The organism is Affinundibacterium nitidum (assembly GCF_014284155.1).
GTDB classification, from domain to species: Bacteria; Pseudomonadota; Gammaproteobacteria; order Burkholderiales; family Burkholderiaceae_D; genus Undibacterium; species Undibacterium nitidum.
The window spans coordinates 68,896-77,150 of sequence record NZ_JACOFZ010000012.1 but is presented as its reverse complement, the minus strand read 5'-3'; the positions used below and the strand labels follow the sequence as shown (position 1 = coordinate 77,150).

The following is an 8,255-nucleotide window of genomic DNA, read 5'->3' as shown; positions in this document are numbered from 1 at the left end:
ACCCAAGGCGACATATCCCATCGGGCCCTCTAAATATTCTTGCACTACACGGTACTTAAATTCTTCTGCATGTTTCGTCATTAAAAAACCCCAAAAGTTGGTGTCCAACTTTTGGGGTTCAGTTCATCTCGCTGCCTTTTTTGTTGTTCGATCATCTAATTACTTAGACTGATTTGCATAAATCGTCCAATAACGAGCGAGATCTCCTGAACCATCCTTACCTTGGACTGTTTTCAGAACTTTCAAGCCATTGGATTTCTTACCCGCCATCAAATATGCCATACCCAAATGCAAGTTCGCATCGTCTGGATATTTCAAGTTATCTTTCTTAATGCCTTTTTCCATCATGGCAATCCCTTTTTCGAGTTCACCACTAGTGACATAGGAAAAGCCGATGGAAACTAAAGCCGTACCATCAGCAGCCGCTTCAGCAGCTGCTTCATTTGCTGCTGCCGCAGCTTTAGCCTCAGTTTGTTTCTTCGTTGCCAAATCACGCAAACGACCATGACGAGCAGCTTCATTTCCTTGTCCTAAAGCACCAGCTTTATAACCTGCTTCAATGATTTTCAAGGCTTCACCGTTGTTGCCATCTTGAATCGCAATTTGAGCCATTTCCATATAGTCTTTGGTCTCTTTAATTGAACCAACGGCTAATTTCAAACGATATAGATCCATTGATAAGCGAGAATTAAACTCTTTATTGCGTTCGACCGCATTAATTAAGTTAACCCAGTATTCTTTTTTACCATAGAAAGCAACCAGCTTTTCCAAAGCATTTTGGTAACCTGCTTTATCACCTGCACGCAGCGCGCCGCTTGCATAGAATTCCAATGTCGCTTGCGCTGGAACGCGGCCAGCTTTTTCAGCGGCAACGATCTCTGCTTTAACGTCTTTCATCGCACCAGCATTATCGCCACTTTGCGCTTTTGCTTGTGTCAAATATTGACGCAAAGATGTATCAGTACCACCTTCAGCAAAATAACGCTCGTAGGCTTTAGCAGCTTTCGCGTAATTGCCTGCTTTGTAGTAAGCATTTGCAAGAACTTGGATCAATTGCAATTGCTCTTTGCTGCCAAGTTTATTCGCTGCGACAATCACCTCACCGGAACGAATGATCAGATCATTGTCACCGGATGCAGATGCAACCGCTAAGCGCATACGTTCAATCGTAAAGCTTTCGTTGACAGTCTTATTGCTGATACGGTCAGTTTCTTGCAACTTACCAAGAGCATCGCGATATTTTTTCGCTCTGAACATATCACCGGCTTGTTGCACCAATTTACCGACCTCAGGACGCATCGCTTCCTGGGCATACGCAGTATTGCCAACAACGCCTGTCATTTCGGGAAGCGCTGCACAACCAATGGCAGCGATAACAATTGCTAGTTGCGATAAGCGTAGGTGTTTCATAGTTGATCTCTCAATCAAGAAAATTAATGGTTAATACTGACTTATTCGAAAGGGAAAGACAGACTTCAAGCTGCTTCGTTCCCCCGTTCAAACATCATAACGTCTCAAGAACTTGGACACAATACAAAAAAAGGCAGGGATATCCCTGCCCTCTTTCATTAGACTGATCGCATCAGTTTCAATTCTGAATAAGATTATTTCAAGAACTGTTCGTTACCTACCATACCCAATTTCGTGATTCCACGGCTTTGGGCTGCAGCCATAACACCGGCAACTGATTTATAAGAAACCAAACGATTTGGTTGCAAATGTACTTCAGGTTGTGGATTCATTGCTGCTGCTGCTACGAAACGATCTTCTAACTGCGTGCGAGAAACAACCTCGCCATTCCAACTAATAGTACCGTCAAAATCAACGTCGATTTTAACAACCACTGGCTCAACATCTCTTGGTGGAGGTGTGCCTTGCGGATTGTTCAAATTAACTGAATGGTTAGCACGTGGCAAAGTTGTAATAAACATGATAATCAAGACCAACATAACGTCAATCATTGGTGTCATATTCATTTCCATCATTGGTTCCACTTCCCCACCGGAACCAGAGCTCATATTCATACCCATGATAATCCTCTCTTAGTTTTTATCTGGTGGTTCTAGTACGAAACCAACTTTGGCGATACCCGCGCGCTGCACAGTAAGGATAGTCTTACCGATAGATTCATATTTAGCGTCTTGATCACCGCGAATATGAACTTCAGGCTGCGGAACAATGACGGCGACTTTTTTCATTTCTTCGAGAAGCTCATCGTCAGAACTAATTGGCTTACGGTTACCGCGCCAAAAAATATCACCATCTTTACTCACCGTGATAATGACGTTTTTTGCGTCTGGATTATACGGATCGTTCTTTTCAGCTGGCAGCTGCACCTTTGCCAACTGAAGCACTACTGGCGAAGTAATAATGAAGATAATCAACAACACCAACATAATATCCACCAATGGAGTGGTATTAATCGTGCTGTTGACTTGATCTTCTCCATCCTCGCTGCTACCGATTTGCATTGCCATAATATTTTCTCTTTATCTAAATTCTATTCGCTCAACATCAGACGAGACAAGCTCGCCTGATGGGAATGAATTTTCGTAATAACCAAGCGTTTAAATATTACGCAAATTACTTGTTAGCAGTAGCTTTGCTCATTGCGCCAGACAATACAACAGCGTGCAAGTCTGCACCGAAAGCACGAACTTCTTCCATTGCTGATTTGTTACGACGCAGCAAGTAGTTGTAGCCCAAAACTGCTGGAACCGCTGTGAACAAACCGATCGCAGTCATGATCAACGCAGAACCGATTGGACCAGCTACTTTATCGATAGAAGAGTTACCAGAAGTACCGATCGCGATCAACGCTTGGTAAATACCCATAACTGTACCGAACAAACCGATAAATGGAGATGTAGAACCTACAGTCGCCAAGAACGTCAAACCTTCACCCAAACGGCTTTGAACTTTATCAACAGAACGTTGGATAGACATTGTTACCCATGAGTTCAAATCGATTTGTTCTAACAATGCACCTTCATGGTGTTGGCTAGCACTGATCGCTGAATCAGCGATGAAACGGTATGGACTGCCTTCTTTCAAGCTAGACAAACCAGCATTTACGTTTGCTGCTTTCCAGAATTTACGCGCTTCTTTCGCTTGACCATTCAATTTAGTCAAGTCGATGATTTTTGTTACCAAGATGTACCAAGAACCGATAGACATCAACAACATGATTACCAAAGTTGCGCGGTCAACCAAGTTACCTTCTTTGATCAGGTGAGACAAGCTGAACTGATCAGATGCTTCAGCAGCTTTCGGCGCTTCGCCGGCTGGCAAGGAAGCTTCTGGTGTTGATGGTGCTGGCGCTGCGGCTTCAGCAGCTGGAGCGGACGCTGCTGCAGGAGCAGATGCGTCTTGTGCAAAAACGGATGCAGAGGTCATAGAGGCTGTCAATGCAAACAAGACTGCCGCCAGGAATGTGCTTACTTTAGCGCGGGTTTTCATGTAGATACTTCCTTTAAAAAAAATTTAATACTTACGTTGGTTGTGAGTAAAACGATACGTCTCTGACTCTTGTTACTTGTTGGCTTTGTTTTAATCAAGCTTCCAAACGTAATCAACACGAGTCGTGGTAGCTTGAGGCTTGCCATCCACTGTTCCAGGTTTGTTTTTGCACGACCCAGACAGCAATTGGGAACGCACAGCATTGTCTAGCCCCCTGAATCCACTAGACTTAACAATTGCGACATCGGTAACATTACCATCAGCACCGACTGTTACAGACAATCCAGTTACGCCTGTTTCTTCGTTACGCAAAGAAGAACGAGGGTACTCTGGCTTACAACCCGTCTGTTGAAAATCAATATGTGCAGGAACAATTGATGGGCCTGCTGGTGCTTTAGGCGCTTCAGCAACTGGTGCTGGAGCCTTTGTCATCGTATTTGTTTCTGGCTTTACGTTAGACACCGTAGAGATCGCGTTCGGTGAAGGAGCCTGCTGCTGCACCTGAACCTCTGGAGGAGGAATAAATGGTGGTGGTGGCGTCTGCAACTTCGGTGGCGGCGGCGGCGGTGCATCTGGTGGTGGTGGTGGTGGTGGTTCAGCTTCTTTCACCACTGCCTCCATCGGCTTTTGTATCATCTTGACTACATTGGTAGCCAAACCGCTGACGAATGCCCAGCCGATAAATACGTGTAAAACAATTACCACACCTAAACCGGTGAACTTCTTACCCGGTTCCTGTTGGCGTCCTGAAAAATCCATACCTACTCCTCCAATACCACAACAATTTCAATTAGGTTCAAACATGCGAATCTTCACAGCTTGAAATTCTTCAGTGTAAACACATCTAGACTTTCAGTGCTTAGACCTCGCAACTGATCACCTACTCTGATCAGCGCGCTGCTTGCGCCCCCATACTCAAACAAACTGCCTGAACCTTGATTCGAACACACCTGAGTGAGTACTACTTTTTGCTTACAAATCGTTTGCCACAAATGGCATTCCTACAAATTTGGCAAATATTTCGCCAAATTCTTAATATCTCAAGAGACATTAGAAAATTGAAGCGGTTTGTTTTAGAACAAATGTTTAAGAAAAAACTACTTACATCTGTCAATAAAACATTGTTTTTTTTAAATCTTCGCGAAAAACAGCGCCTATTTTGACATAAACAAAGCAAGGAATGGAAGTCGCTTTTATGTTGCTATGCAACATAAAATTTACTCCTATGCAAGCCCTTTGTTTTTCGATCACTATATTTAAACACAAGTCATCGAAATTGAAATAAAAATTTCAGTTCAAGTCTCTCAAGTAACTCACCTACATTTGAGCCAGAAAAATTGAACAATAACAAAGGTAATTTATGCTCACACCAGTGCCGATTAGAAATAAAAATTCTTTACGGAACCAATATCGATGTAGTTTTACATCGTGTTGCTTGACCGTCAAGAAGATAAATTGTTGCAGTGCTGCATTTTTCAGACACTTTCAACTTTCTTAGCAATTTACTTGACACGAGGATCACAATATATTTAGTAAATTTTCTTACATCATATAGAAGCCACCGTTATTATTTGCCCTAAACAGCTTGAACAACTACAATTCCGACCTGTCAGTACTTTCCACGCCAAAAGAATTCATTATTTTCGTGGATTATTCGTCTAAAACCATAACGGAACATCTTCAATAAAAAGCAAAAAAGCTTGCAATTACAGAAGAGTACGTTAGCACTTGGAGTTGATATGGCATTTTTGCAAGGCAAGAAAATTCTTATTACAGGCCTCTTATCTAATCGTTCGATCGCCTACGGTATCGCTCAGGCATGCCGCCGCGAAGGCGCGGACTTAGCCTTCACCTACGTCGGTGAGCGCTTTAAAGATCGCATTACAGAATTTGCGAAGGAATTTGGTAGCGATTTAGTGTTTGACTGTGATGTCAGCAGTGATGAGCAAATCGCACAAGTCTTTACCGATCTTGCGAAATCATGGGATAAATTAGATGGCGTAGTGCACGCTATTGGCTTCGCGCCACGTGAAGCAATTGCAGGCGACTTCCTAGATGGTTTTTCTCGCGAAGCCTTCCGTATCGCTCACGATATCTCCGCTTACAGCTTCCCAGCGTTAGCAAAAGCAGCGCTGCCAATGATGAATGAAAACTCTTCATTGTTGACGCTTTCTTACCTTGGCGCGATCCGCGCGATTCCTTACTACAATACAATGGGATTAGCCAAAGCGTCGTTAGAAGCGAGTGTGCGTTACTTAGCAGAAAACCTCGGTAAAAAAGGTATCCGCGTGAATGGTATTTCTGCCGGCCCAATCAAAACCTTGGCCGCGAGCGGCATTAAAGATTTCAGCACTCTCCTTGGATTCGTGGCAGAGCACGCTCCACTGCGTCGCAATGTGACGATTGAAGAAGTTGGTAACACCGCGGCGTTTTTATTGTCCCCATTGGCGAGCGGTATTACAGGCGAAATCACATACGTTGATGGCGGCTTCTCTCATGTCATGGGCTTAACACCAGACTAGTTAGATACCGATTGCAGTTCGCTGCGACTCAATAGAAAGCTGAAGATTGGATAATGTTCTTAATGAACCCCAACTTCAGCTTTTTTATTTACCCCAGCACTAAGCTGCTGAACCATTCCCTGCTATTGATTGTCGACATCTTGTTGGGCCAAAACTAGGGATGCGGACAAATGATTAGCACAGTAGCGTAACCGTTACTCACCTGGATGAGGGCCCCAAGGACGGTGACTTTAGTAAATCGGTGTCGCCCCAAGCTCACGATCAACTCTTGGTGTGCAGCCACTCGATCCCCTATACAAGGCCTAAAAAATGTTTTGCAAATGATATTACATAAGCAAAGTATTCAAGTTTATGCTGCACAGCTTTAAAATTTGCTGTACACTCCTGTTTTTGCACTGCAATATAATTATTGCTCTGCATTAAAAATATAAATAAGTAGCACCGTAGCCCTTGCGTATTGAAGCTATGTTCTCATTGAGAACGACTCTATACAGCAATGTAAAGCCCTCCCGCCCTGCATGTCTGGTATCACACATAGACATCATCCCGGCGCAAAGCTTTTGTGCCGAAATTTCATCGTATAGCTTAACCTTGCCATTTCACGAATCTTGTGACGGCTCTGCTTTTCTTTGTTCATTTCGTTTGGTTGACGCTGCTTTTTTGCGCGCTCGGTATGTGCCTAGCGCTGATTAATAACGGAAGAAAAAATACAATGACTTTTGAAACACTAGGCCTTCACACCTCCATCCTGCGTGCCATTGCTGACACAGGCTATACAACTCCAACAGCAGTTCAGCAACAAGCTGTTCCAGCCGCTATTGCAGGTCGTGATCTCTTGGTTTCCTCACAAACTGGTTCAGGAAAAACGGCCGCGTTTATGCTGCCAGCTTTGCACAAATTTGCAGCTGCAGCTGATGTGATGACACCGAACGTTGGCAAGACGCCAAATCAAGAACGCCAAGCAGCTCGTTCACGTGGCGAGCGTCCACGTTTCCAAGCTGCTAAACCAAAGATGTTAGTACTAACGCCAACACGTGAATTGGCTCTACAAGTCACTACAGCAACAGACAAATACAGTGCATATTCACGTCGTGTTAAAGCAGTATCGATTCTGGGTGGCATGCCATATCCAAAACAGATGCAACTCTTGGCGCGCAATCCAGAAATTTTGGTAGCAACGCCAGGTCGCTTAATCGACCATATGGAGTCTGGCAAGATCGATTTTTCCGAATTGGAAATTTTGGTACTCGATGAAGCTGATCGCATGTTAGACATGGGCTTTATCGAAGATATCGAAAAAATCGTCGCAGCGACACCAGAGTCTCGCCAAACAATGTTGTTCTCTGCAACCCTTGATGGCGTTGTTGGCAGCATGGCGCGTCGCATCACAAAAGATCCAATGGTGATTCAAATCGCCGGCTCTGCAACCAAGCATGAAAATATTCAACAACGCGTACATTTCGTTGATGACTTGTCTCACAAAAATCGTTTGCTCGATCATTTGTTACGCGATGAATCTCTCGATCAAGCAGTCGTTTTTACAGCGACAAAACGCGATGCAGATACCATTGCTGATCGCTTGAATATCGCTGGCTTCGCTGCGGCAGCATTGCATGGCGACATGCATCAAGGCGCACGTAATCGCACACTCGACTCATTGCGCCGCGGTCAAGTACGTGTACTCGTTGCGACTGATGTTGCAGCACGTGGTATCGACGTTCCTGGCATCACTCACGTTTTTAACTACGATTTACCAAAGTTCCCAGAAGACTACGTACATCGTATCGGTCGTACAGGTCGTGCTGGCCGCAAAGGTCTGGCAGTATCATTGGTAAATCATGCTGAAGGCATAAATGTTAAGCGCATCGAACGCTTCACTAAGCAGTTGATTCCTGTCGATGTGATCGAAGGTTTCGAACCAAAGAAAAGTGCAATGGCAACTCGTTCCCCTGCTCGTAAACCAAGTGGCTGGAAACCAGGTGACAAACGCAGCACAGGCAACAACTTTGGCAAAAGTAAACCGGCTCAACGTAGCTTCTCCAAACCAAATGCTGCACCGCGCGCTGAAGGCAGCGGCTTTGGTGGTGCAGCGAAATCCCGTTTTGGCGATGCCAACGGCAACCGTCGTAGCTTTGGTGATCGTTAATCGATCGTCGATTCCCTGCTATTGATTGAAATTACGCAAATTCAATCGCAGCGAACAAAGTAGTTCACAATAAAAGCGATCAGGTCTAGGCCCGATCGCTTTTTTGTTTTCTATCGGACCTAGCCTCA

7 protein-coding genes are annotated in these 8,255 nt (G+C 44.4%); 2 read left to right on the top strand and 5 right to left on the bottom strand.

What is annotated here, in order from left to right; translation table 11 throughout:
* Positions 1–159: 159 nt before the first annotated feature.
* The 5 genes from H8K36_RS18135 to H8K36_RS18115 form a co-directional block, all read right to left on the bottom strand.
* Complete coding sequence (locus H8K36_RS18135; RefSeq protein ID WP_186917878.1) at positions 160–1,410, bottom strand: tetratricopeptide repeat protein; 1,251 nt, start codon at positions 1,408–1,410, stop codon at positions 160–162.
* A 194-nt stretch (positions 1,411–1,604) separates the two neighbouring features.
* Positions 1,605–2,030 carry an ExbD/TolR family protein gene (locus tag H8K36_RS18130; RefSeq protein ID WP_186917879.1) on the bottom strand — a complete coding sequence of 142 codons (426 nt, stop codon included), beginning with the start codon at positions 2,028–2,030 and terminating at the stop codon, positions 1,605–1,607.
* Between the two features lie 12 nt (positions 2,031–2,042).
* Entirely contained in the window at positions 2,043–2,477 is a 435-nt protein-coding gene (locus tag H8K36_RS18125; RefSeq protein WP_186917880.1) for an ExbD/TolR family protein, read from the bottom strand.
* 106 nt (positions 2,478–2,583) lie between these two features.
* Positions 2,584–3,459, bottom strand: a complete 876-nt coding sequence (locus tag H8K36_RS18120; RefSeq protein WP_222611271.1) for a MotA/TolQ/ExbB proton channel family protein — start codon at positions 3,457–3,459, stop codon at positions 2,584–2,586.
* Between the two features lie 90 nt (positions 3,460–3,549).
* On the bottom strand, positions 3,550–4,218 hold the full coding sequence (locus H8K36_RS18115; protein ID WP_186917881.1) for an energy transducer TonB: 669 nt from the start codon (positions 4,216–4,218) through the stop codon (positions 3,550–3,552).
* Between the two features lie 980 nt (positions 4,219–5,198).
* Between H8K36_RS18115 and fabI the strand changes: the two genes are divergently transcribed.
* Positions 5,199–5,981, top strand: a complete 783-nt coding sequence (fabI, locus tag H8K36_RS18110) for an enoyl-ACP reductase FabI (RefSeq protein ID WP_186917882.1) — start codon at positions 5,199–5,201, stop codon at positions 5,979–5,981.
* A gap of 712 nt (positions 5,982–6,693) precedes the next feature.
* Positions 6,694–8,127, top strand: coding sequence for a DEAD/DEAH box helicase (locus H8K36_RS18105; RefSeq protein ID WP_186917883.1), 1,434 nt, complete (start codon positions 6,694–6,696; stop codon positions 8,125–8,127).
* The last annotated feature ends 128 nt before the right edge of the window (positions 8,128–8,255 follow it).

What these genes read in the sequence shown, in the direction of transcription:
- H8K36_RS18135 (WP_186917878.1), bottom strand. Translation starts at nt 1,410, where the DNA reads ATGAAACACCTACGCTTATCGCAACTAGCAATTGTTATCGCTGCCATT.
- H8K36_RS18130 (WP_186917879.1), bottom strand. Translation starts at nt 2,030, where the DNA reads ATGGGTATGAATATGAGCTCTGGTTCCGGTGGGGAAGTGGAACCAATG.
- H8K36_RS18125 (WP_186917880.1), bottom strand. Translation starts at nt 2,477, where the DNA reads ATGGCAATGCAAATCGGTAGCAGCGAGGATGGAGAAGATCAAGTCAAC.
- H8K36_RS18120 (WP_222611271.1), bottom strand. Translation starts at nt 3,459, where the DNA reads ATGAAAACCCGCGCTAAAGTAAGCACATTCCTGGCGGCAGTCTTGTTT.
- H8K36_RS18115 (WP_186917881.1), bottom strand. Translation starts at nt 4,218, where the DNA reads ATGGATTTTTCAGGACGCCAACAGGAACCGGGTAAGAAGTTCACCGGT.
- fabI (WP_186917882.1), top strand. Translation starts at nt 5,199, where the DNA reads ATGGCATTTTTGCAAGGCAAGAAAATTCTTATTACAGGCCTCTTATCT.
- H8K36_RS18105 (WP_186917883.1), top strand. Translation starts at nt 6,694, where the DNA reads ATGACTTTTGAAACACTAGGCCTTCACACCTCCATCCTGCGTGCCATT.